General features: G+C 71.3%; 24 protein-coding genes. 5 read left to right on the plus strand and 19 right to left on the minus strand.

The genetic code is table 11. The features are described from left to right. Positions 1-81: 81 nt before the first annotated feature. Positions 82-429, minus strand: coding sequence for a 50S ribosomal protein L19 (rplS, locus tag H577_RS0100710; RefSeq protein ID WP_029144320.1), 348 nt, complete (start codon positions 427-429; stop codon positions 82-84). A gap of 169 nt (positions 430-598) precedes the next feature. Beyond that, entirely contained in the window at positions 599-1,111 is a 513-nt protein-coding gene (locus H577_RS0100715; RefSeq protein ID WP_029144321.1) for a hypothetical protein, read from the minus strand. Positions 1,112-1,191: 80 nt separating this feature from the next. On the opposite strand from H577_RS0100715, the gene map reads away from it, so the two are divergent. After that, positions 1,192-1,974, plus strand: a complete 783-nt coding sequence (gene map, locus H577_RS0100720) for a type I methionyl aminopeptidase (protein WP_029144322.1) — start codon at positions 1,192-1,194, stop codon at positions 1,972-1,974. 211 nt (positions 1,975-2,185) lie between these two features. Here map and trmD read toward each other — a convergent pair whose 3' ends face one another. From trmD to H577_RS0100745, 5 genes are all read right to left on the minus strand, one after another. Beyond that, positions 2,186-2,884, minus strand: a complete 699-nt coding sequence (trmD, locus tag H577_RS0100725) for a tRNA (guanosine(37)-N1)-methyltransferase TrmD (protein WP_029144323.1) — start codon at positions 2,882-2,884, stop codon at positions 2,186-2,188. Beyond that, positions 2,884-3,576 carry a ribosome maturation factor RimM gene (rimM, locus tag H577_RS14585; RefSeq protein ID WP_051191534.1) on the minus strand — a complete coding sequence of 231 codons (693 nt, stop codon included), beginning with the start codon at positions 3,574-3,576 and terminating at the stop codon, positions 2,884-2,886. Before rimM ends, trmD begins: the two co-directional genes overlap by 1 nt. Before the next feature lies 1 nt (position 3,577). After that, positions 3,578-3,808 carry an RNA-binding protein gene (locus tag H577_RS0100735; protein WP_029144324.1) on the minus strand — a complete coding sequence of 77 codons (231 nt, stop codon included), beginning with the start codon at positions 3,806-3,808 and terminating at the stop codon, positions 3,578-3,580. A gap of 5 nt (positions 3,809-3,813) precedes the next feature. Continuing rightward, positions 3,814-4,233: a 30S ribosomal protein S16 gene (gene rpsP / locus H577_RS0100740; RefSeq protein WP_029144325.1), complete on the minus strand. Its 420-nt coding sequence runs from the start codon at positions 4,231-4,233 to the stop codon at positions 3,814-3,816. A 163-nt stretch (positions 4,234-4,396) separates the two neighbouring features. After that, positions 4,397-5,086 carry a hypothetical protein gene (locus H577_RS0100745; protein ID WP_029144326.1) on the minus strand — a complete coding sequence of 230 codons (690 nt, stop codon included), beginning with the start codon at positions 5,084-5,086 and terminating at the stop codon, positions 4,397-4,399. A gap of 169 nt (positions 5,087-5,255) precedes the next feature. Here H577_RS0100745 and H577_RS16815 point away from each other — a divergent pair, with 169 nt between their 5' ends. Genes H577_RS16815 through H577_RS0100765 form a run of 4 tightly spaced genes read left to right on the plus strand, consistent with a single transcriptional unit; the run spans position 5,256 to position 9,050 of the window. After that, positions 5,256-6,425 carry a sensor histidine kinase gene (locus H577_RS16815; RefSeq protein WP_051191535.1) on the plus strand — a complete coding sequence of 390 codons (1,170 nt, stop codon included), beginning with the start codon at positions 5,256-5,258 and terminating at the stop codon, positions 6,423-6,425. Continuing rightward, on the plus strand, positions 6,422-7,072 hold the full coding sequence (locus H577_RS0100755; protein ID WP_029144327.1) for a response regulator: 651 nt from the start codon (positions 6,422-6,424) through the stop codon (positions 7,070-7,072). The genes H577_RS16815 and H577_RS0100755 overlap by 4 nt, the downstream gene beginning before the upstream one ends. A 44-nt stretch (positions 7,073-7,116) precedes the next feature. Beyond that, complete coding sequence (locus H577_RS14595; protein ID WP_036283227.1) at positions 7,117-8,067, plus strand: ornithine cyclodeaminase family protein; 951 nt, start codon at positions 7,117-7,119, stop codon at positions 8,065-8,067. Next, the gene (locus tag H577_RS0100765) at positions 8,067-9,050 is read left to right on the plus strand and encodes a proline racemase family protein (protein ID WP_245570301.1); all 984 of its coding nucleotides are present in this window, start codon (positions 8,067-8,069) and stop codon (positions 9,048-9,050) included. Before H577_RS14595 ends, H577_RS0100765 begins: the two co-directional genes overlap by 1 nt. Before the next feature lie 56 nt (positions 9,051-9,106). Here H577_RS0100765 and H577_RS14600 read toward each other — a convergent pair whose 3' ends face one another. The 12 genes from H577_RS14600 to H577_RS0100825 all read right to left on the minus strand — a co-directional run bounded on the left by H577_RS14600 (position 9,107) and on the right by H577_RS0100825 (position 21,158). After that, a complete protein-coding gene (locus H577_RS14600; protein WP_036283229.1) occupies positions 9,107-10,585 on the minus strand; it encodes an aldehyde dehydrogenase (NADP(+)) in 1,479 nt (492 codons plus the stop codon). Between the two features lie 39 nt (positions 10,586-10,624). Next, entirely contained in the window at positions 10,625-11,626 is a 1,002-nt protein-coding gene (locus H577_RS0100775) for a proline racemase family protein (protein ID WP_029144329.1), read from the minus strand. Then, the gene (locus H577_RS0100780; protein WP_029144330.1) at positions 11,626-12,543 is read right to left on the minus strand and encodes a dihydrodipicolinate synthase family protein; all 918 of its coding nucleotides are present in this window, start codon (positions 12,541-12,543) and stop codon (positions 11,626-11,628) included. The genes H577_RS0100775 and H577_RS0100780 overlap by 1 nt, the downstream gene beginning before the upstream one ends. Continuing rightward, positions 12,540-13,946, minus strand: a complete 1,407-nt coding sequence (locus tag H577_RS0100785; RefSeq protein ID WP_029144331.1) for an FAD-dependent oxidoreductase — start codon at positions 13,944-13,946, stop codon at positions 12,540-12,542. Before H577_RS0100785 ends, H577_RS0100780 begins: the two co-directional genes overlap by 4 nt. Further along, positions 13,943-14,185, minus strand: a complete 243-nt coding sequence (locus H577_RS0100790; protein ID WP_029144332.1) for a (2Fe-2S)-binding protein — start codon at positions 14,183-14,185, stop codon at positions 13,943-13,945. The genes H577_RS0100785 and H577_RS0100790 overlap by 4 nt, the downstream gene beginning before the upstream one ends. Continuing rightward, entirely contained in the window at positions 14,182-15,339 is a 1,158-nt protein-coding gene (locus H577_RS0100795; RefSeq protein WP_029144333.1) for an NAD(P)/FAD-dependent oxidoreductase, read from the minus strand. Before H577_RS0100795 ends, H577_RS0100790 begins: the two co-directional genes overlap by 4 nt. Positions 15,340-15,411: 72 nt before the next feature. Next, positions 15,412-16,122, minus strand: coding sequence for an ABC transporter ATP-binding protein (locus H577_RS0100800; protein ID WP_029144334.1), 711 nt, complete (start codon positions 16,120-16,122; stop codon positions 15,412-15,414). Next, positions 16,119-17,003 carry an ABC transporter ATP-binding protein gene (locus H577_RS0100805; protein ID WP_029144335.1) on the minus strand — a complete coding sequence of 295 codons (885 nt, stop codon included), beginning with the start codon at positions 17,001-17,003 and terminating at the stop codon, positions 16,119-16,121. Before H577_RS0100805 ends, H577_RS0100800 begins: the two co-directional genes overlap by 4 nt. Next, positions 17,000-18,181, minus strand: a complete 1,182-nt coding sequence (locus tag H577_RS14605) for a branched-chain amino acid ABC transporter permease (protein ID WP_084515712.1) — start codon at positions 18,179-18,181, stop codon at positions 17,000-17,002. The genes H577_RS0100805 and H577_RS14605 overlap by 4 nt, the downstream gene beginning before the upstream one ends. Positions 18,182-18,183: 2 nt before the next feature. Then, positions 18,184-19,074: a branched-chain amino acid ABC transporter permease gene (locus tag H577_RS0100815; protein ID WP_029144336.1), complete on the minus strand. Its 891-nt coding sequence runs from the start codon at positions 19,072-19,074 to the stop codon at positions 18,184-18,186. A gap of 78 nt (positions 19,075-19,152) precedes the next feature. Then, positions 19,153-20,340, minus strand: coding sequence for a branched-chain amino acid ABC transporter substrate-binding protein (locus H577_RS14610; RefSeq protein ID WP_051191537.1), 1,188 nt, complete (start codon positions 20,338-20,340; stop codon positions 19,153-19,155). 158 nt (positions 20,341-20,498) lie between these two features. Further along, positions 20,499-21,158: a GntR family transcriptional regulator gene (locus tag H577_RS0100825; protein ID WP_029144337.1), complete on the minus strand. Its 660-nt coding sequence runs from the start codon at positions 21,156-21,158 to the stop codon at positions 20,499-20,501. Between the last annotated feature and the right edge of the window lie 37 nt (positions 21,159-21,195).

Below are 21,195 nucleotides of genomic sequence, written 5' to 3' on the forward strand. Positions count from 1 at the left end.
ACACTACAGCGTGACACACCGACGCCGGATGAGACGACGACGCCCCGGGCAGCTGCCTCGGGGCGTCGTGTGAGCGGGGGCTCAGCCCTCGCGCTTCTCCTTGATCTTGGCCTTCTTGCCGCGGAGGTTGCGCAGGTAGTAGAGCTTGGCGCGGCGCACGTCACCGCGAGTCACGACCTCGATGTGGTCGATGACCGGGCTGTGCACCGGGAAGGTGCGCTCCACACCGACCTGGAAGCTGATCTTGCGGACGGTGAAGGTCTCGCGCACACCGTCGCCGGAGCGGCCGATGACCACGCCCTGGAAGACCTGGATACGGCTGCGGCTGCCTTCGGTGATGTTCACGTGCACCTTGACGGTGTCGCCGGGGTGGAACTCGGGGATGTCGGAGCGGAGCGAGGCCGCATCGACGGCGTCGAGGATCTGCATGATCATGTCTTCCTGCGGCCGCCACAGGTCGACCGCGAGATGGATGGTATACGAGATTCGGTGCCCGCTGCGCCGTCAGGGACAGGCGCGGGCTCCCCTGAGGCAGAGCCGGTGCGCGAGCACAAGCATCTATTCTGCCATGGATGGCAGAACCCGCCAAAACGCCGGGTCAGTGCACCGAGCGACCGTCGCCGGGGCGCCCCACCTCGTGCACCACGATCACCTCGGCATGCTGACGGGCGCGATCACGGGTCGCCTCGTCGTCGGGCAGATCGGCGGGTCCGGTGCCGGGCGCCATCCGCGCGAACGATCCCCGGGCCTCGTTCCACAGCTGTGCGAGCGCACCCCAGAACAGCGCGAGGAAGGCCAGCAGCGCGCACACCAGGATCGGTACGAACGCCGCCTGGATGAAGCAGCCGAACGCGACCACCAGGCCGTGCCAGACGGTGATGCCCAGCACGTCCCACCATGAGACCGCACGCTGACGGCGCACGGTCGGGCGCGCGCGGATCAGCAGCGCGATGATCAGCTCGGCGACCAGCACGCCCGGGGCTGCGAGCAGGATCACTCCGAGAAAAGCCCAGCCGCCGGCCTGGAAGATCGCCCAGCCGACCACCAGCCAGACCGGCAGGATGATCGCCGCCGGAAGCAGCCAGGCGAAGAAGCCGCGTCGCACCCACATGTCGTCGATGCTACGCCGATTCCCTGGACGCGGTGCCTGGTGTCGGCATCGGGAAGAATGGGAGTGACGAGAGGATCACGATGATCGAGTTGCGCACCCCTGCCGAGATCGAAGCGATGCGGCCCGCCGGCCGGTTCGTGGCCGAGACGCTGGCGACGTTGCGCGCCGACACCAAGGTCGGCACGAACCTGCTCGAGATCGATCGCCGCGCCCACGAGCTGATCCACAAGGCCGGCGCGCAGTCGTGCTACATCGACTACCATCCGTCGTTCGGCGCGAGCCCGTTCGGCAAGGTCATCTGCACGTCGGTGAACGACGCGGTGCTGCACGGTCTGCCACACGACTACACCCTGCGTGACGGCGACCTGGTGTCGCTGGATTTCGCGGTGGCCATCGACGGCTGGGTGGCCGACTCCGCCGTGTCGTTCGTGGTCGGCACCGCCCGCGACGAGGACCTCGCGCTCATCGACACCACGCAGCGGGCGTTGGATGCCGCCATCCGGGCCACGACGACCGACCACCGGATCGGCGACGTCTCGGCCGCCATCGGCCAGGTGGCGCACGAGGCCGGATACCCGGTCAACCTCGACTTCGGCGGCCACGGCGTGGGCCGGATCATGCACGGTGATCCGCACGTGGCCAATGACGGCCGGGCCGGACGCGGCTACCCGCTGCGCGAGGGGCTGGTGATCGCGATCGAGCCGTGGTTCATGGCGACCACCAACGAGGTGTTCACCGACCCGGACGGCTGGACGCTGCGCAGCGTCGACGGATCGCGCGGCGCCCACTCCGAGCACACCGTGGCGGTCACCGCGGACGGTCCCATCGTGCTGACCGACCGGTCGTTCCTCGGCGTCGACTGAGGCGCGCGAGCGGCGGGCGCCGGAGAGAGCCGGCTGCCTGCCTGCGGCACCGAGAATCGCGATTCCGGCCGAGAATCCACGCAATGCGGCGATTCTCGGCCGGGATACCGATTCTCGGCGCGGGCGGCGGGCGCGGGCGGCGGGCGCGGGCGGCCCCACCGGGCGGCCCCGCCGGGGCCCCGCGCACGGCCCCGCCGGGGCCGGGTGAGCGTCAGGACAGCAGGTCGGGCCGGCGTGCACGGGTGCGTTCGAGCTGCTGCTCCCGTCGCCAGGCGGCGATGGCACCATGGTTGCCGCTGAGCAGCACCGGGGGCACGTCACGGCCGCGCCAGGTGGCCGGCTTGGTGTAGCTCGGGTACTCCAGAAGGCCGTCCTCGTGCGACTCTTCGACGAGGCTGTCGGGGTTTCCGACGACGCCGGGCACGAGTCGGCCGATCGCCTCGACCATCGCCATCGCCGCGACCTCTCCCCCGTTCAGCACATAGTCGCCGAGGCTGATCAGCCGCACCTCGCCGAGAGTGGCCGCGTAGTCGAACACGCGCTCGTCGATGCCTTCGTAGCGTCCGCACCCGAACACCAGCCGTTCCCGGCCCGACAGCTCGCGGGCGATGGCCTGTGTGAACGGGGTGCCGGCCGGCGACGGGAACACGATCACCGGCCGCTCGCCGGTGGCCGTCACAGCGCCCGGGACGACGGCATCCAGCGCCCGACCCCAGGGCTCAGGCGTCATCACCATGCCCGCGCCCCCGCCGTACGGGGTGTCGTCGACGGTACGGTGCCGGTCGCCCGTCCAGTCGCGCAGGTCGTGCACGCGCACATCGAGCAGACCCGCATTGCGTGCCTTGCCGAGCAGCGACACCTCGAGCACGTCGAAGAACGCGGGAAAGATGGTGACGATGTCGATGCGCATCAGTCGTCCGCGGACGGCTCCTGACCTGTTGCAGGCGTGACGGGCCCCGCCGGCGCGGCGGCCTCGTCACCGGGCAGTTCACTGGGCAGTTCATCGGGCAGTTCACCGGGCAGTTCTTCGAACAGACCCGCCGGCGGGGTGACGACGACGTGACCGGCGGCCACGTCGACCTTCGGCACGATCGCCTTCACGAACGGCACCAGCACCTCGCGGTCGTCGTGCCGGACGATCAACAGATCCTGTGCGGGCAGATGGTCGACGCGCACGACGCGGCCCACGTCGATGCCGTCGCGCAGCACCTGAAGGCCGACCAGCTGGTGGTCGTACCAGGCGTCCTCTTCGGTGTCGGCGGCCGGATCGGCCTCGACCCAGAGGATCGCCTTGATGAGCCCCTCGGCGGTGGTACGGTCGTCGACGCCCTCGAAGAAGGCGACCGGATGCGAGTTCATCCACTTGAACTCACGGACGGTCAGGCTCTTGCCGTGCCACGGCGACGATTCGGGCACCTGCAGGGTGAAGGTGGCGCCGGAAACGAAGCGCCCATCGGGGTCGTCGGTGTACAACTCGAGCTTGATGGCGCCCTTCAGCCCGTGGGCTTTGAGCAGACGCGCGACCCGCAGCTGGGTGCCGGCGGGCTTGGGCGTGCGCGCACGGGGCGCTCGCCCGGCGTCGGCGGGGTCCTGCGGCGCCATCTCAGTCGTCCGCGACGTCGACGCGCACGCGCCGCCCGTCGGCCAGCGCCGAGATGAGGGTACGCAGGGCCTTGGCGGTACGGCCGCCGCGCCCGATCACGCGCCCCCGGTCGTCGGGGTGCACGTGCACTTCGAGCACGTCACCGCGGGATGACGTGGACTCGTCGATGCGCACGTCGTCGGGGTGATCCACGATCCCCTTGACGACGTGCTCGAGCGCGGCGGCGAGCACGGCGATTACTCGGCGTCGGCCGCGGGGGCCTCGTCGGCGGGGGCGGTGTCGGCCGGGGCCTTGTCGGCCTTCTTCTCGACCTTGGGCTTGATCACCGACTTCTTCGCGGCGTCGGGCGTGAACTCGGCCTTGGTCTCCTTGACCTTGACGGTCGAGACCGCGTCCTTCTCGCCCTTGAAGCGGCCCCAGTCGCCGGTCAGCTTGAGGATGGCGCGCACCTGGTCGGTGGGCTGGGCGCCCACCGACAGCCAGTACTGGGCCCGCTCGGAGTCGACCTCGATGAACGAGGGCTCCTCGGTCGGGTGGTACTTGCCGATCTCTTCGATGACGCGGCCGTCGCGCTTGGTGCGCGAGTCGGCGACGACGATGCGGTAGTACGGGGCACGGATCTTGCCGAGCCGCTTGAGACGGATCTTGACAGCCACGATTCTCCTGAATGTGTGTGAAAACGACGAACCCGTCGCCTGGAGCGTGGGGTGCACACCCGGCGGAAGCTCTGAGAGGGGGATCGCGCGCCGGATAGAGGGTCGGGCGGGCGTTCCGACGTCCAATTCTGCCAGATGACGACGGATGCCGCGAACACATCGCTCAGGCCGGCGCGGCGTCCGTCCGATCCCGGCCCGTGGCACCGAGCGCCCGGTCCGCCGCAGCGGCCGGTCGCCGTGCCAGCGCGACGCCGGTCGGCACCCAGGTCGCCAGCAGCGCCAGCAGTTGCACGACGCCGGCGATCGGCCCGCCGAGAAAGCTCGCCGCCGCCGTGACCACCGCGGCGACGGGCACCCACACCGGCACCAGCCCGGCGATCCGCAGGCCGATCGTGAGCACGATCGGCCCGAGCGCGAAGGCGACCAGGAAGACCACCAGCAGAACACCGGTGAGCAGGTCCCCGTCCGAGCCTGCCGCCACCTGTTGCGCGGTCTCATGCGACGCCCCCGCGGCGGCGAGGCTGCCGAACAGCCCGAAGAACAGGGCGAGGTGGCCGATGCCGGTGCCCAGCGCGAGCGCGGTGAGCACTCCCCCGGCGACGGTGACGACACGACCACGCCGGCGCGGCAGGCGCATCACGGCAGGGATCGCGCCGAGCCAGGCGAGCGGGCCGAACACGGCGAGAAGGCCCAGGACCGTCCAGGCGGCCGGGAACTGTGCGGCCACGTCGGCCGGGGTGGGGTCGGGCGCGGACGGCTGCAGCATCCACTGCATCACCGTCGTCACGACAAGGCTCAGCACACCGACCCCCAGCAGGATCGCCGCGACCCGCGCGGCTCTCACATCGTCCATGTCCGTTCTCCTTGGTGCGGGACCCCGGTGGCCCCGCTCGATCACCAGCGTCGCGCGCGGCGGGCGGGGCCCTCGTCCGCACGAGGGCGGATTCGTCTCGCCCGGCGGGAGGACACCGTCATCCGCAGGGAGGATGCCGGCGGTTCGCCGCCGGTCATAGAGTGTGCGCATGCGGCGGGTGCGCGCGGCGCGCGGTCGGCTCGAGCGGCTGTGGCGCAGGACGGTGGCGGGGCTGCCCGTGCCCGATGTGGCACTGGCCGCGGCGCTGTGCGTCATCGCCGTGCTGAGCGTGCTGACCGGCAACCCGGACGAGGGCCCGATCGCCGTGACCGCTCCGGTCGCGGTGCTGTCGACGGCGGCCCTGGCATGGCGGGTGCGCGCGCCGCTCGTGTGCGTGGGGGTGCTGATCGGCACCGGCATGGTGCAGGCGCTGCTGGCGCAGCCGACGGGGTCGCTGTGGTCGCTGGTGGTGTACGCGATCGGGATGTACTCGCTGGCCGCGCACTGCAGCGAAGGGCGGGCCGCGATCGCGGGGGCGGTGTTCACAGCCGCCCTGCTGGTGCAGGAGCGTCTGGGCAGCGGCGTGGACTACCTGTTCATCGTGCTGCTGTTCGGCGGCATCTGGCTGCTCGGTCGCGCAAGCCGCCACTGGCGGTTGCGGGTGAGCTCGGCCGAGCGGCGTCAGCGCGACGCGGCACGCCTGGCCGCCGCCCAGGAACGGGTGCACATCGCGCGCGAACTACACGATGTCGTCGCACACAGCCTGAGCGTCATCGCGGTGCAGTCGGATGCCGCCCGTGCGTTGCTGGGGCGCCAGCCGGAGCGGGCGCGTGCCCCGCTGGAGGCCATCGGCTCGACGGCACGCCAGGCGTTGAGCGAGATGCGTTCGGTCCTCGACATACTGCGCACCGACGACGAAGCGGCGATGCCGCCGTCCCGGCTGGCCGGCATCGACCGGCTCGCCGAGAACGCGCGGGTGGCGGGCCTTGACGTCGAGATCGCCGTCGACGACGAGGCGGCGTCGTTGCCGGCATCCGTGGATCTGACGGTGTATCGGATCGTGCAGGAGGGACTGACCAACGTGCTGCGCCACGCGCCCGGCGCCCACGTGGACGTGACCGTGGCGACCGAGCCCGGCCGTGTGACCGTCACGGTGTGCAACGGTCCGGGCGGGCGGCCGGATCACGCCACACCTGTCGGCGGCCTTGGTCTTCTCGGCGCCGATGAGCGGGTGCGCCGACTCGGCGGGGTGCTGTCTGCGGACGGCACCGCCGAGGGGGGCTTCCGGCTGCGGGCGGTGCTGCCGCTGCCGCGCCCTGACGCGCGGGGGACGTCATGACGCGGGTGCTCATCGCCGACGATCAGCGCCTGGTGCGCACCGGGTTCCGGCTGATCCTCGAGCTGGAGGACGACATGCAGATCGTCGGCGAGGCCGCCGACGGGGCCGAGTGCCTCCGCCTGGCGGCACGGCAACAGCCGGATGTGGTGCTCATGGACATCCGGATGCCGGTACTCGACGGCATCGCCGCCACACGGGAGCTCACGGCCCCGGGCAGCGCCGTCCGTGTGCTCATCCTCACCACCTTCGACGCGGACGAGTACGTCTACGACGCGCTGCGGGCGGGGGCCACCGGGTTTCTGCTCAAGGACGCCCCGAGCGAGCAGCTCGTCGCGGCCATCCGTCAGGTGGCGGCAGGAGACGCCCTGCTGGCGCCGAGCATCACCCGGCGCCTCATCGAGCGCTACGCAGGCCGCGCGGACACGGTCGCCTCATCCGTCGTGGACGCACTCACCGACCGTGAGCGGGAGGTGTGGCGCCTGCTCGCCCGGGGTCTGTCGAACGCCGAGATCGCGTCACGGTTGTACGTGGGCGAGACGACGGTGAAGACGCATGTGGCCCGGGTGCTCGCCAAGCTCGGCGTGCGGGACCGCGTGCAGGCCGTCGTCGCCGCCTACGAGTCGGGTTTCGTGCGCCCGGGTGCCTGACCCGACCCGGTGCCATGTGACACATCACAGCGTAGGATGGCGGCGTGGCCGATCCGATCTCCCGCCTGCGCATGATCTCTGCCGACGCACTGACCCGGCTGGTGCCCATGGCCGACGCGATCGCGGCGGTGCGCGCCGTGCTCGTGGACGGGTTCGACCCCGCACTCGACCTCGACCGCACGATCGTGGACGTGCCGACCGGGCAGCTGCTGCTCATGCCGTCGGCTTTCGACGACGTCGTCGGTCACAAGCTCGCCACGGTGGCGCCGGATGCGCCGGGGCGCACCGTGCCGCGCATCCAGGCGCTCTACGTGCTCATCGACGCCGCCGCGCTCAGCCCGATCGCGCTCATCGACGGCACCGCGCTGACGACGCTGCGCACCCCGGCCGTCAGCGCCGCCGTGTTGGACGATCTCGCCGCGCCGGATGCGGCATCGCTCGTGGTGTTCGGCACCGGCCCGCAGGGCGTAGCCCACGTCGCCGCGCTGGCCGCCATCCGCCGACTGAACCGGGTGCGCCTGGTCGGCCGCGACGCGGCGCGCGCGGCGGCGGCGTGCGCCGCGGTGCACCGGATCGTGCCGGAGGCCGACGTCGCGATCGGCTCGGCGGCCGATGTGCCCGACGCCGATCTCGTCGTGTGCGCGACGACCTCGACCTCGCCGCTGTTCGCCGCGGCCGATGTGCGCGAGCGGGCGGCGGTGGTCGCGGTCGGCTCCCACTCCCCCGACGCCCGCGAGCTCGACGGCGCCCTGCTCGGCCGGGCCCAGGTCGTCGTCGAAACGCGGCGGGTCGCCCGCGAGGAGGCGGGCGACGTGGTGCTGGCGGTGGCCGACGGTGCGCTCGACGCCTCGGACGTCGTGCCGATGGCCGACGTCGTGACCGGCCGGGTCGCCGTCGCCCCGGACCGGCCGCGCGTGCTGAAGACCTGTGGCATGGGCTGGCAGGACCTCGTGGTCGCACGGCTGGCCGAGAAGCGGATGCGCCGGGAGGAATGATGCGCTGGGTCACCGAGGACTGGCACACCGCCGGCGAGCCGTTCCGTATCGTGGAGGGCGTTCCCGCGCCGGGGGCGGATGTAGCGACCCGACGGGTGAGCGCCATGACCGGCGTCGCGGACGACGTGCGACGGTTCCTGTGCCGGGAGCCGCGCGGGCACGACGACATGTACGGCGGGTTCATCACGCCGCCCGACGATGCGGGCGCCGACTTCGGGGTGCTGTTCTGGCACAAGGACGGGTTCTCGACCGCCTGCGGGCACGGCACGATCGCCCTGGGCGCGTGGGCGGTGCGCACCGGACGGGTGCCCGCGCCCGACGACGGCGAGGTCACCGTCACGGTGGACGTGCCCAGCGGCCGGGTGCAGGCCGTGGTGCACCGCGAGGCGGGCCGCACCACCGGTGTGGTGTTCCGCAACGTGGCCTCGCGCGTGCTCGCCCGCGGCATCGAGCTGCACACGTCGCGCGGTGCGGTGCGGGTCGACCTCGTCTACGGCGGCGCGGTCTACGCGACCCTCGACGCCGCACAGGTGGGGCTGAGCGTCCAGCCGCAGCACACCGCCGAACTGATCCGGATCGGCCGCGAGATCAAGTGGGCGCTGAACGACCACCCGGCGGCACGGCTGGACGACGACCGGCTCTCGGGCGTGTACGGCACGATCCTCGTCGACGACCTCGGCAGAACCCCGACCGGCCCCTGGCACCGCAACGTCACCGTGTTCGCCGACGGCGAGGTCGACCGCAGCCCGTGCGGGTCGGGCACCGCCGCCCGGGTGGCACTGCTGGCCGACACCGGCCTGCTCGGGGACGACGAACAGCTCACCCACGACTCGATCATCGGCACCCGTTTCACCGCGCGGGTGGCCGCACGCACCCCGGACGGGGTGATCCCCGAGGTCGCCGGCGCCGCGTACCGGGTGGGCACCTGCACGTTCGAGCTCGACGACGACGATCCGCTGCCGGCCGGGTTCAGCCTGCGCTGACAGCGACGCGCCGGTCCCGGCCGCACCGCCTCCAGGTCCCGGCCGGCACCGCCCGATCAGATCGCCCCGGTCAGGCTCCCCCACCGCTGCGACGCGCCCGCCGCACGGCGCTGCTGCGGCACGCGCCACGGGTTGTCGTCGCGCAGCGGCGCGGGCAGCAGCGCCTGCGGGGCGTTCTGGTACGCGACACCCCGCAGGAAGCGGGTGATGGCCGCGGTGCCCACGCTGGTGGCATCCGTCGTCGTCGCCGGGAACGGACCACCGTGCTGCATCGCCGAGGTGACCGAGACCCCCGTCGGCCAGCCGCCGAACAGCACCCGGCCGCTGGTGGCGGCGAGGGCCTGCACGAGTTCGCGCACGGTGTCGGTGTCGGCGTCGGTCGCGTGCAGCGTGGACGTGAGGTTCCCGCCGAACAGGTCGCGGTGCACCGCGGGCAGCGCCGCGGCATCCGGGTAGCGGACGATCACCGAGAGCGGACCGAAGCTCTCCTCCAGCAGCTCGTCGCGGTGCGCGAGCAGCGTGTCGAGGTCGACCTCGACCAGGGTGGGCGTGACCCAGCACTGGTCGGCGTCGTCCACGCGCACGACGCCCTCGGCGAGCACGCGCACCCCGGGCGCCGCCAGCACGGTTCCCCGCCGCTGCGCGTACCCGCGCCCGATGCCGGGGTTCAGCAGCCGGTGCTCGCCCGTTTCCGCGACGGCCGCGGCCACGTCGCCGAGGTCTGCGCCGGCCGGTACGAACAGGAATCCGGGCTTGGTGCACAGCTGCCCGGCCGACCCGGCGACCGAGGCGACGAACCCGGCGACCAGGTCGGGTTCGGATGCCACGGCCGCCGCCGTCGCATAGACGGGGTTGACGCTGCCGAGCTCGCCGTAGAACGGGATCGGCCGCGGCCGCGAGGCGGCGATGTCGGCGAGCATCCGGCCCACCCGGGTCGAGCCGGTGAACGCGCCGGCGCGGATGCGGTCGTCGCGCAGCAGGTCGACCCCGGCCTGCTGACCCTCGACGAGCTGGAACACGCCGTCGGGCATACCGGCTGCGGCGAGGGCGGATGCCACGACCTCGCCCGTCCGCCGCGACAGCTCCGGGTGCCCGGAGTGCGCCTTGACGATCAGCGGACACCCGGCGGCCAGGGCCGACGCCGAATCTCCCCCGGCCACCGAGAACGCGAACGGAAAGTTCGACGCCGCGAAGTTGAGCACCGGCCCGACCGGCTCGAGCATGCGCCGCAGGTCGGGGCGCGGCCCGATCGCGTAGTCGGGATCCGGCTCGTCGATGCGCACGTCGAGGTAGCCGCCGTCGACGACGACCTCGGCGAACAGGCGCAGCTGCCCGGTGGTGCGTCGCACCTCGCCGGTCAGGCGCGGCTCGGTCAGGCCCGTCTCGCGTATCGCGACGGCGATGAGTTCTTCGGCGGCGGCGTCGAGTGCGTCGGCCGCGGCCACGAGCGCGGCCGCGCGCTCGCGCGGTACGGTCTCGGCGAACGGGGCGGCCGCGGCGGCGGCCCGACGGGCCACGGTCTCGATATCGGTCATGGTGCTCCTTGGATGTGCCGGACTTTGGATGTGCCGGACTCAGAAGACGAAGCCGGCCGGGAACGGGTCGGCGTCGTCGAGGAGGTACTGGCCGAGCCCGGTCACCCAGGCCCGGCCGGTGATGGTGGGGACGACCGCGTGGATGCCGGCGACCGTGGTCTCGGCCACGAGTCGCCCGGTGAACGCGGTGCCGATGAACGACTCGTTCACGAAGTCGGTGTGCAGTGCCAGTTCACCGCGCGCATGCAGCTCGGCCATCCGGGCGCTCGTGCCGGTGCCGCACGGCGACCGGTCGAACCACCCGGGGTGGATGGCCATCGCGTGCCGCGACCGTACCGCATCCGACCCTGGCGCGATGAACTCGACGTGGTGCACATGGTCGGTGCCGGCCAGTATCGGATGGTGCGGCGGGGCCTGCGTGTTGATCGCGTCCATGATCGCCAGGCCGCAGCGCAGGATGTCGTCCTTGCGGGCGCGGTCGAACGGCAGGTTCACATCGTCCAGGTCGACGAGCGCATAGAAGTTGCCGCCGAACGCGATCGAGTACGGCACCGTGCCGCAGCCGGGGACCTCCACGGTCGCGTCGAGCCGCTCGACGAAACTCGGCACGTTCTCGATGGTGACCTGCTGCGCCCGGCCGTCCTGCACGTGGACGCGCGCGACGACGAGGCCCGCGGGTACGTCGAGTCGGATCTCGGTGACCGGCTCGGTCACCTCGACCATCCCGGTCTCGACGAGCACCGTCGCCACCCCGATGGTGCCGTGCCCGCACATCGGCAGGAAGCCGCTCGCCTCGATGAAGACGACCCCCCAGTCGGCATCCGGGCGTGTCGGCGGCTGCAGCAGGGCGCCCGACATCGACGCGTGACCGCGCGGCTCGTTCATGAGTAGTCCACGCAGATCGTCGAGGTGCTCCATGGCGTACAGCCGCCGCTCGTTCATCGTGGCGCCCGCGATCGGCGCCACGCCTCCGGTGACCACCCGGGTCGGCATGCCCTCGGTGTGCGAGTCGACCGCCGAGAACACGCGCCGGGCGCGCATCAGCGCTCCCGCAGCGCCGCGAGGGCCCGCTCGGTGTCGGCGGTCACCTGCGCGCGCTGCTGGTCGGTCAGCGGCCCCCGCGGCGGCCGGGTGGGCCCGCCGTAGCTGTTGCCGCAGATGTCCATCGACAGTTTGATCGCCTGCACGAACTCGGTACGCGAATCCCAACGGAACACCGCCACCAGCTGCCGGTAGAGCTCGCGCGCCTTGAGCCACTCGCCCTGGGCGCACAGGTCGTACAATTCCACGGCCTCCTTCGGGAACGCGTTGGGGTAACCGGCGAACCATCCCACCGCGCCGTCGACCATGAGCTCGAACAGCACGTCGTCGGCGCCGGCGATCACGTCGATGTCGCACTGTTCGGTGATCTCGTAGACGCGGCGCACGTCGCCTGAGAACTCTTTGATCGCCACGACCTCGGGGATCTGCGCGATCTTCGCCACCAGTGAGGGCACCAGGTCGACCTTGGTGTCGAACGGGTTGTTGTAGGCCATGATCGGCAAGCCGACCTTCGCGACCTCTTCGTAGTGGGCGATCACTTCGGCCTCGTTGGCACGGTAGACGATCGGCGGCAGCAGCAGCACCCCGTCGGCGCCGTCCTCGGCCGCGTACTCCGCCCACCGCCGGGCCTGGTGACTTCCCACACCGTGCGCGCCGGCGATGACGATCCCGCGTCCGTCCACGGCCTCGACGGCGACCTGGATGACCTTGCGCCGCTCCTCGTCGGTCAACGACGAGTACTCCCCGAGCGACCCGTTGGGGCCGACCCCGCGGCATCCGTTCGACATCAGGAAGTCGACGTGCTCGGCGAACCGGTCGTAGTCAACCGCGAGCCCGGCAGGGGCCGCCGGGTCTTCCTTGAACGCCAGGGTGGTGGCGACCACCACACCACCGAGGTCCATCGTCTTGTCCGTCATCTCTGCTCCTGTTCTGTCTGTTCCGTCGGGTGGGTCGGGTGCACGGGTGCGTGCAGGTCTGCGAGTTCGCCGATGCGCAGCGAGGCCAGCACCGGCCGTTGCTGGAATCCGATCGGCCGGCCCAGCAGGTCTTCGACGCTGCGGCCGCAGGTGCGTCCCTGGCAGGCGCCGAGCCCGGCGCGGGTCGCCAGCCGCAGGCCGCGGGTGGAGGCATCCGCGTACTCGTCGAGCACCGCGCGCCGCACACTCTCGCAGCGGCACACGATGGTGTCCGGCTCCACCCAGTCCGTCCACCCGGCGCCGATCGCATGCGCGTCCAGGCGCCGGGCGAAGTCGCGCATCCGGCGGCGCAGGCGCCGCGCGCCGCGCACGCGGTCGGATGCGGCGTCGCCGCCGGCGGCCGCGAACCCGGCGATCACACCTTCGGCCAGGGCCGCGTCGGCACCGGCGATCCCGATGATCTCACCGGCCGCGTAGACGCCGGGAACGCTCGTGGCCTGCGCGTCGTCGACGCCGACGAAGCCGGCCGCGGTGAGGGCGCAGCCCGACTGCACGGCGGCCTCGAGCCGCGGTGTGAACCCGTGGCCGAGGGCGACCGCGTCGCACTCGATGATCTCGTCGGTGCCGGCGATCGGGTGCCAGTCGCGGTCGACCCGCTGCACGGTGACGGCCTCGACGGCGGCGGTGCCGTGGATGCGGGTGACCGCGCGGGAGGTGCGGTAGCCGGTGCGGTGGCGGGCCATGAGCCCGGCGTATTCGGCGAGCTCGGCGGCCTTGCCCGGCAGCGCCGCGAACCGCCACGGCGCCCGGCCCCAGGCGGTCGCGATCGCGGTCGGGGCGGCGGCTTCGATCACCGCGGGCACGGCGCTGCCGCACCGCAACAGGCTCGCCGCGACCGGCAGGAGGAACGGGCCGGTGCCGGCGACCACGGTGCGCCGGCCGAGGGTGACGCCGTCGCGCTTGGCGAGCGCCTGGGCGGCACCGGCCGTGGTCACCCCCGGCAGCGTCCATCCGGGCACCGGAAGGGCGCGGTCGTGGGCTCCGGTGGCCAGCACCAGGGCATCGGCGACGATCGTGCGCCCGGGGCGGCCGGCGGCATCGGCGGGCCCGGTGAGCGTGTGCAGACGGACGCCGTCGGAGACCTCGACATGCCAGACCGAGGTGGAGGTGAGCACGGATGCCGCACCCGCGGCGGCCGCAGTATCCAGCGTGTCGCGCAGCCGGGTGAACCGTGCCCACTGATGCTGTAGCCCGGGCCGGGTGAGTCGGTCGTGGTGACGCCAGAACTGGCCGCCGATGCGCTCGCCCTCGTCGAGCACGACGACGTGCGCGCCGGCCGCGAGTGCGGCGTGCGCGGCGGCGAGCCCGGCGGGCCCCGCGCCGAGGACGGCGACCGTTCTCATCGCACCTCCCGGGTGATCTCGTCGCCGTCGCACGCGGTGCGCTGGCAGGCGCGCACCCCGGGTACGCCGTTGACGGTGACCACGCAGTCCTGGCACACCCCGATACCGCAGAACACGCCGCGCTCGGCGCCGTCGGCGCTGCGCCACGACCGCCGGCCGGCCGCGATGAGCACTCCGGCGATGGTCTGCCCGTCGGCACCGGTGACGCGCTCGCCGTCGATGCGCACGGTCACGCTCATGCCGCCACCGCCGGCTGGGCGCGAGTGGGCAGGAAGGGCGCGGGGTCGGCCGGCGCCGGTGTGCCCAGCACCGCGTGGGCGATGAGCAGTCCGGTCGCCGGCGCGAGCCCGATGCCGGCGCCCTCGTGGCCGGCCGCGTGGAACAGTCCGTCGACGGTGCCGTCGGCGCCGATCATCGGCAGGTGGTCGGGTGCGTACGGGCGGAACCCGGTGTAGGTGCGCAGCACCATCGTGTCGGCCAGGAACGGGAACAGCCGCACGGCCTTCGCCGCGATCTCGGACAGCGCCGGCAGGGTGTGTGCGGTCGAGAACCCGACCCGCTCGCGGCTCGACCCGATGAGCACCGTGCCGGCGGGGGTCGACTCCACGACGGTGGATGTCTGCAGGTCGGCGTCCCCGGATGCCACGGCCCCGACGTAGTCGGCGTCGTAGACCTTGTGGAAGATGCGCTGCGGCATGGGTGCGGTGACGATGATGGTGCCCCGTCGCGGCAGGATCGGCAGCCGGACCCCGAGTCGCTGCGCGACCTCTCCCGCCCACGGCCCGGCGCAGTTGACGACCGCGTCGGTGGCGAGCTCGTCACGGTCGGTGACGACGGCGCGGATGCGGCCGACGTGCACCCGGGCGCCGGTGACCTCGGCGCGCAGCAGCCGGGCGCCGTGCCCGGCGGCGCACGCCATCATCGCCTGGGTGGCAAGGCTCGGCTGCACCTGGGCATCGTCGGGGTACCAGACACCGAACCCGGCGTCGGCGCTCAGCTCGGGCTCGAGCTCGCGCAGTCTCGCGGCGTCGAGCTCTTCGGCCCGCACACCGATCCCCCGCTGCGCCGCGGCGAAGGCCGACAGACCCGCCTCGGCACCGGGGAGTGCGACCACGACCCCGCCCTTGGCGTCGAACTCGGTCGCAGGCTGACCGCGCCGGCGCTCGCCGTCCAGGCGTGCCGCCCACTGGCGCCAGATGCGGTTGCCGGCGATGGCGAGGTCGGCCTCGGGTCCAGGGCCCTTGTCCGAGACGAGGATGTTGCCCTCGCAGCGGCTCGAGGTCTCGCCCGCGACACCGGCGCGGTCGACGACGACGACGTCGGCACCGGCATCGGTGAGCGCGAGGGCGCAGGCCGCGCCGACGGCGCCGGCGCCGATCACCACGATCCGCATTCTCGCTCCTCAGTAGTATGTGACATATTACCCACGTTCGCCGGAACGGGCAACCACCGCCGACACGAGCGCTCAGCCGCCCAGATACGCCTCGATGATGCGCGGGTCGCGGGCGAGGTCGGCCGCCGCACCCGAGACCGTGACCTCGCCGGTGTCGACGACGTAGGCCCGGTCGGCGATCTTCAGCGCCGCGCGGGCGTTCTGCTCCACCAGCAGCACCGTGGTGCCGCGGCTGTTGACCGTCGAGATGATCTCCATCACCTGTTTGACCACCAGAGGGGCCAGCCCCATCGACGGCTCATCGAGCAGCAGCAGTTTCGGGCCGGTGACCAGGGCACGACCGATCGCGAGCATCTGCTGTTCCCCGCCCGAGAGCGTCCCGCCCTGCTGGCGACGGCGCTCGGCCAGGCGTGGCATGAGCTGGTACACGTCGTCGACGCGCGCGGCGATCGCCTTCTGATCGCGTACGGTGTGTCCGCCCAGCAGCAGGTTCTCGTGCACGGTCATGGTCGAGAAGATCCGTCGCCCCTCGGGCACCTGCACCAGACCCGACGACACGATCGACCATGGTTTGGCGACCGCGAGGTCGAGCTCGCCCCACGTCACCGTCCCGACCTTGGGCCGCACCAGGCCCGAGAGCATGTTCATCGTCGTGGACTTGCCGGCCCCGTTGTTGCCGAGCAGACACACGATCTCACCCTCTTCGACGGTGAAGCTCAGTTCGCGCAGCGCGTGCACCCGTCCGTAGTAGACGTCGACGCCGGTCACTTCCAGCCTGCTCATCGCCGGTCCTCGCCCTCTGCCACGCGGTCGGTGCCGCCGGATGCCTCGTCCACGTCGTCCACGCCCAGATAGGCCTCGATCACGACAGGGTCGCTCTTGATCTGCTCGGGCGTGCCGTCGGCGATCTCTTTGCCGTAGTTGAGCACCACGATGCGCTCGGCGAGCTCCATGATCAGCCCCATGTCGTGCTCGATCAGCACGACGGCCACACCCATGGCCTTCACGCGCCGGATCAGCTCCATCAGCGCGACCTTCTCGCCGTAGTTCAGCCCTGCCGCCGGTTCGTCCAGCAGCAGCAGCCGGGGACTGGTGGCAAGGGCCCGGGCGATCTCGACGCGCCGCTGTTCGCCGTACGGCAGCTGGGTGACGTAGAGGTCCTCGTCGTGTCGGTACCCGACGAAATCCAGCCATCCCCGGGCCTCGCGGGTGCACGCGGCCTCGGCCCGGCGATACCGCGGCAGGTGCAGCAGCGTCGACCAGAAACCCTCACGCAGATTCGCGTGCATCGCGGTCTTGACGTTCTCGAGCACGGTCAGCTCGCGGAACAGGCGCAGGTTCTGGAACGTGCGCGCCATCCCCCACTTGGTCACCCGTGAGGGCAGCACCCGGTAGAACCCGAAGCTCTGCAGCAGCGCCGCGAGCTTCAGCGTGCGCAGCCACCGCGGCACCGGTCGCACGATGCGCTTGCCGTCGAAGACGACCGATCCGCCGGTGGGCAGATAGAACCCCGAGATGCAGTTGAACGCGCTGGTCTTGCCGGCACCGTTCGGGCCGATCACCGCCAGGATCTCGCCCTCATGCACCTGAAAGCTCAGCCCGTCCACCGCCTTGACCCCGCCGAACTGCAGCCGCAGGTCCGTCACGTCCAGCAGAGCGCTCATGGCCGGTCCTCCTCGACGGTGAAACGGTCTGCGGCCTCGGCGTCGACCTCGGCCTCCACTTCGGCCGCCACCACCCCGATCGCCTCGGTGGGCGGCGGCGCCTCCGGCCGGCGGCGCTTGAGCCACGGCAGCACGGCCGTGGCCGGCCACAGCCCGGCAGGTCGGAAGAGCATGGTGATCACCAGCAGCACACCGAAGATGAGGAATCGCCACTCCGAGAAATCGCGCAGCACCTCGGGGGCCAGCGACACGAACAGAGCGCCGATGATGACACCGGGAGTCGAACCCATCCCGCCGAGCACGACGGCCATGAGGATCAGCACCGAGTACAGGAACTGGAAGCTGTTCGGACTGATGGCCGACAGCTGCGTGGCCATGAGCTGGCCGGCGATGCCGGCCCACACCGCTCCGATGATGTACGCCGAGATCTTGGCGATGTAGGTGTTGATGCCCATCGCCTCGGCGGCGTCCTCGTCGTCGCGCACCGCCTTCCAGGCGCGCCCGAGCTTGCCTTTGCCCAGCCGCCCTGCGCCGACGACGCCGACCAGGATGACGATCGCGGCCACGAAGTAGTAGAAGACCACGTACGGCGGGAAGAACACACCACCCAGGGTGAAGCCGTCGGCGAAGCTCCAGTCGCCGAAGCTCCACGTCGGGATGCCGTGGATGCCGCTGGGTCCGCCGGTGACCTCGAGGTTGTTGGCCGTGATGCGGATGATCTCACCGAAGCCGAGCGTGACGATGGCGAGGTAGTCGCTGCGCAGCCGCAGCGTGGGGGCTCCGATGATCACACCCGCCACGACGCAGGCGGCCACCGTGGCCGGCAGTGCCGCCCACATCGGCCAGCCGAGCGTGGTGGTGAAGATCCCCGAAATGTAGGCGCCGACCGCGAAGAAGGCGATGTATCCGAGGTCGAGCAGGCCGGCGAACCCGACCACGACGTTCAGCCCCATGGCCAGCATCACGTAGATGAGGGCACTGGTGGCGATCGAGATCAGATACCGGGACGAGTCGATGAACGGCAGCACCGCCACCAGCACGACCGTCACCGTGCCCACAGCCCGCAGAAAGCCGGTCTGCGAACTCAGGATGCCGCGCGGCGCGCGCGGACGCTCGTACTGGGGGGCGGGCGCACGCAGTGTGACGTGCTTGAGCGCGGCGTCGAGCGTCGTCGCCATGGTCACATCCTCTCCACGACGCGGGCGCCGAGCAGGCCGGTGGGTTTGAAGGTGAGGAACAGGATGAGGAACGCGAACGAGAACACGTCGCGCCACTCTCCCCCGAACCATGCCGAGCCGAAGGACTCCAGCATCCCGAGCACAAGCCCGCCGAGCATGGCGCCGTACAGGTTGCCGATGCCGCCGATCACCGCTGCGGTGAACGCCTTGAGGCCGATGATGAAGCCCATCAGAAAGTCGATGGAACCGTAGTACGCGCCAGCCATCACGCCGGCGGCGCCGGCGAGGGCCGAGCCGATGAAGAACACCACCGCGATGGTGCGGTTGACGTTGATGCCCATCAGCTGCGAGCCCTGGGTGTCGAGTGCGATCGCGCGCATGGCGCGTCCGGACCGGGTGCGTTCCACCACGTGCGAGAGCACCAGCATGAGCACGGCGGCGATGACCACCAGCGTGATCTGCGCGCCGGTGATGCGCATGCCGGCGAACTCGAACCCCTTCGACTCGAAGCGCACCGGGAACGCCTCGGGGTTCGGACCGAAGATCGCGCGCACCCCGTACTCGAGCGTGAACGACACGCCGATCGCGGTGATGAGAACGGCCAGCCGGGGACTGCGCCGCAGCGGGCGATACGCCACGCGCTCGATGCCCACGCCGATGAGACCCGTGGTCACCATCGCCAGCAGCAGCATCACCAGCAGCAGTGGGATCGAGCTCGACCCGTTCACGCCGAAGGAGTTCAGCGTGAAGAAGGCCACGAACGCGCCGAGCATGTACACATCGCCGTGCGCGAAGTTCAGCAGCTTGATGATGCCGTACACCATGCTGTAGCCCAGCGCGACGAGGGCGTAGAAGGACCCGACGATCAGGCCGTTCCAGATCAGTTGCATCATGGGGCGGGGTCTCCGTTCCAGTGCATCCCGGTCGGCGGGGCGGCCGCGGCACGTGCCGCAGCCGCCCCACCTGCCGGATCAGCCCTGCAGGTCGTCCTTGAGCACGAAATTGCCGGTGGCCGGGTCGATCTTCACGATCACGAAGCCGCCGCTGGTGCGGGTGCCCTGGTCGGTGAAGGTCAGCGGCCCGGCGAAGGTCTTGAAGTCCTTCAGGCCCTTCAGCGCGGCGACCACCTTGTCGAAGTCGGTGCTGCCGGCATCCTTGATCGCCTGGGCCGCGACCCGCACCGCATCGTACGACTGCGTCGAGTACGGCCCGGGCTCAGCCCCCGCCAGCTTCTTGTAGTCGGCGATCCAGGTGTCGGCGCCGGTGAGCATGTCGGGGGTCTGCGTGAACGTGCCGAGCACCTTGTCGGTGTAGCCCTTGCCGGCGATCTGCGCGAACTTGGCGTCCACCGAACCGTCACCGACCAGGAACAGCCCATCGAAGCCGGCGTCGGTGGCCTGCCGCACGATGAGGCCGCCCTCCTGGTAGTAGCCGGTCCAATAGACCATGTCGGGCTTCTGCTTGGCCAGCTGGGTCGCCACCGCCGAGTAGTCGCTTTCGCCCGGCGTGACCGTCGAGGTGAAGGTCACCGTAAGGCCGGCATCCTTGGCCTGTGACGCGAACGAGGTGGCCAGGTCCACCGAGTAGGCGGTCGAGTCGTCGACGGTGGCGACGGTGTGGATGCCGCTCTTCTTCGCGTACGCGACGGCGGCCTGCGCCTGCTGGGTGCCGGTGCCGTTGAGCAGGAACACGCCCGGCAGGCCGGCCTCGACCAGCTTGTTCGAGTTCGCCGCCGGGATGATCATCGGGATCTTGGCGGAGTCGAAGATCGGCAGGGTCGGCAGGGTCGAGCCGGAGCAGTAGCCGCCGACCGAGACCGCGATGCCGTCGGTGACCAGCTTGTTGGCGGCGGCGACGGCCGTGGTCGCGTCGCACGCGCCGTCTTCGACCTTGAGCTCGAGCTTGCGCCCGTTCACGCCGCCGTCGGCGTTGATCTCGTTGACGGCCAGCTGTGCGCCGTTCTTCATGTAGTCGCCGAAGGCCGACTCGCTGCCCGAGAACGGGGCGATCATGCCGAGCACGATCGGACCGGCGTCACCGCCGCCGCTCTTGTCGCCCCCGCCGGCCAGACCGCCCGAACATCCCGCGGTCGCGAGCACGAGCGCCGCGGCGGCGGCGATCTGCAGAAGACGCGTGCCGCGTCGAGAACCGTGTGTCATCAGTAACACTCCTTGTCAGCGCCGTTGCTTCCGCACGGTAGTACGTGACATATCACGCGTCCGTGCAACGAGTGCAATATTACTCACCGACCGCCCGTGCACAAGTGCCGATGATCACGAACACGACACGATCTGCGGGCGGTGCCGTCCGAGTCGACTCAGTGCTCGCTGCGCCCGCTCCACAGCCCGGTGACGTGGCTGATGTGCCGTCGCATGAGCTGCTCGGCCTGCTCGCCCTTGCCGGCCTTCAGCAGCGTGATCAGCTCACCGTGTTCGAGCGCCGTGGCCACCAGTGCATCCGACTCGGCGAGGCTCACCAGGCCCACCAGACGGGTCTGCTGGCGCAGTTCGCGCACCAGGCGCACCAGGTGCTCGTTGCCGGTCTCGTCGAGCAGGGTGAGGTGGAACGCGGTGTCGGCCTCGAGGTAGTCCTCGAAGCGACCCTTCTCGGCCGCGGCGACGATGCGGTCGGCGAGGGCGCGCAGCCGCGTCACCACCGCGTCCGAGAGGGCACCGGCCAGCCAGCGCATGGGCGGAGCCTCCAGCAGCACCCGCACCTCGCCGAGGGCGGCCAGCTCGTCGGGTGAGACCTCGGTGACCTGGAATCCGCGGTTGCGGATCGGGGTGAGAAAGCCCCGACGGGCCAGGTTGAGCATCGCCTCGCGCACCGGCGTCGCGCTGACGCCGAACTCGCCGGCGAGGGTGGGCACGGTCAGCACACTGCCCGGCGCGAACTCGCCCGAGACGATCCGTGCCGACAGCGTGCGCTCGACCTGCTCGCGCAGGCTGACCACCTCGAAGACCGCCCCAGAGCCCACGACGCCCACCTCCCGCTATGTGATACGTGACATCCTA

It is taken from the genome of Microbacterium luticocti DSM 19459, assembly GCF_000422405.1.
Classification (GTDB): Bacteria; Actinomycetota; Actinomycetes; order Actinomycetales; family Microbacteriaceae; genus Microbacterium; species Microbacterium luticocti.

Bases quoted from the DNA above. Each gene is read 5' to 3' on its own strand.
- rplS (WP_029144320.1), bottom strand. From the start codon at position 429: ATGCAGATCCTCGACGCCGTCGATGCGGCCTCGCTCCGCTCCGACATC.
- H577_RS0100715 (WP_029144321.1), bottom strand. From the start codon at position 1,111: ATGTGGGTGCGACGCGGCTTCTTCGCCTGGCTGCTTCCGGCGGCGATC.
- map (WP_029144322.1), top strand. From the start codon at position 1,192: ATGATCGAGTTGCGCACCCCTGCCGAGATCGAAGCGATGCGGCCCGCC.
- trmD (WP_029144323.1), bottom strand. From the start codon at position 2,884: ATGCGCATCGACATCGTCACCATCTTTCCCGCGTTCTTCGACGTGCTC.
- rimM (WP_051191534.1), bottom strand. From the start codon at position 3,576: ATGGCGCCGCAGGACCCCGCCGACGCCGGGCGAGCGCCCCGTGCGCGC.
- H577_RS0100745 (WP_029144326.1), bottom strand. From the start codon at position 5,086: ATGGACGATGTGAGAGCCGCGCGGGTCGCGGCGATCCTGCTGGGGGTC.
- H577_RS16815 (WP_051191535.1), top strand. From the start codon at position 5,256: ATGCGGCGGGTGCGCGCGGCGCGCGGTCGGCTCGAGCGGCTGTGGCGC.
- H577_RS0100755 (WP_029144327.1), top strand. From the start codon at position 6,422: ATGACGCGGGTGCTCATCGCCGACGATCAGCGCCTGGTGCGCACCGGG.
- H577_RS0100765 (WP_245570301.1), top strand. From the start codon at position 8,067: ATGCGCTGGGTCACCGAGGACTGGCACACCGCCGGCGAGCCGTTCCGT.
- H577_RS14600 (WP_036283229.1), bottom strand. From the start codon at position 10,585: ATGACCGATATCGAGACCGTGGCCCGTCGGGCCGCCGCCGCGGCCGCC.
- H577_RS0100775 (WP_029144329.1), bottom strand. From the start codon at position 11,626: ATGCGCGCCCGGCGCGTGTTCTCGGCGGTCGACTCGCACACCGAGGGC.
- H577_RS0100780 (WP_029144330.1), bottom strand. From the start codon at position 12,543: ATGACGGACAAGACGATGGACCTCGGTGGTGTGGTGGTCGCCACCACC.
- H577_RS0100785 (WP_029144331.1), bottom strand. From the start codon at position 13,946: ATGAGAACGGTCGCCGTCCTCGGCGCGGGGCCCGCCGGGCTCGCCGCC.
- H577_RS0100790 (WP_029144332.1), bottom strand. From the start codon at position 14,185: ATGAGCGTGACCGTGCGCATCGACGGCGAGCGCGTCACCGGTGCCGAC.
- H577_RS0100795 (WP_029144333.1), bottom strand. From the start codon at position 15,339: ATGCGGATCGTGGTGATCGGCGCCGGCGCCGTCGGCGCGGCCTGCGCC.
- H577_RS0100800 (WP_029144334.1), bottom strand. From the start codon at position 16,122: ATGAGCAGGCTGGAAGTGACCGGCGTCGACGTCTACTACGGACGGGTG.
- H577_RS0100805 (WP_029144335.1), bottom strand. From the start codon at position 17,003: ATGAGCGCTCTGCTGGACGTGACGGACCTGCGGCTGCAGTTCGGCGGG.
- H577_RS14605 (WP_084515712.1), bottom strand. From the start codon at position 18,181: ATGGCGACGACGCTCGACGCCGCGCTCAAGCACGTCACACTGCGTGCG.
- H577_RS0100815 (WP_029144336.1), bottom strand. From the start codon at position 19,074: ATGATGCAACTGATCTGGAACGGCCTGATCGTCGGGTCCTTCTACGCC.
- H577_RS14610 (WP_051191537.1), bottom strand. From the start codon at position 20,340: ATGACACACGGTTCTCGACGCGGCACGCGTCTTCTGCAGATCGCCGCC.